This is a genomic window from Pseudomonas sp. A25(2017), assembly GCF_002001065.1.
In the GTDB taxonomy this organism is placed as follows: domain Bacteria; phylum Pseudomonadota; class Gammaproteobacteria; order Pseudomonadales; family Pseudomonadaceae; genus Aquipseudomonas; species Aquipseudomonas kilonensis.
The window spans coordinates 1-615 of record NZ_MUOA01000041.1; the positions used below are offsets into that span (position 1 = coordinate 1).

1 protein-coding gene is annotated in these 615 nt (G+C 61.5%); it reads right to left on the reverse strand.

Translation table 11 applies throughout. The features are described 5' to 3' along the window. Window positions 1–615: Ig-like domain-containing protein (locus tag B0E42_RS03835; RefSeq protein ID WP_218191451.1), on the reverse strand; the 615-nt coding region annotated here is incomplete at both ends.

Here is a 615-nt window from a genome sequence, read left to right on the forward strand (position 1 = left end):
CGCCGATGCATCCGGGCTGCTGCCGTCGCTGAGGTTTTTCTCCTGCAATGACAACTCACCGCCTTCGGTGTCGAGGCCGGTGATGATCACCGGGTCGTCGTTGTTGTGCACTTGCAGCACCAGATTGGCGGTGCTGGTGTCGCCGTCGGCATCGGTCAGGGTGTAGGTGAAGGTTTCGCTGCCATTGCCACCACCGTGCAAGCCTTTGAAATCGGCATCAGCGGTGTTGAGGGTGTAGGTGTAGGAACCGTCGGCGTTGAGCACCAGGGTGCCGTAAGTGCCGGTGAACGTGCCGGGGGTGATTGGGCCGGACGCCACATGGTCCGCACCTTGGGTGTCGTTGGTCAACACGCTGCCGGTCAGGGTCAGGTTGGTTTCCGAAGCCGTGCTGGCGTTGCTGTCGTCCACGGCTTTAGGCAGGTCGTCGACGATGTTCACGTCCAGGTTGCCGTTGGCCGTGGTGCCGTTGTCGTCGGTGACGACGACCGCAAATTGTTCGCTGAGGCTGTTGGCGCCGTTGGCGTTTGGATGGGCTTCATTGTCCAGCAGCGTGTAGCTGTAGCTGACCACGCCGGTGGTGGCGTTGTAGCCGGTGATGGTCAGCGTATTACCCAG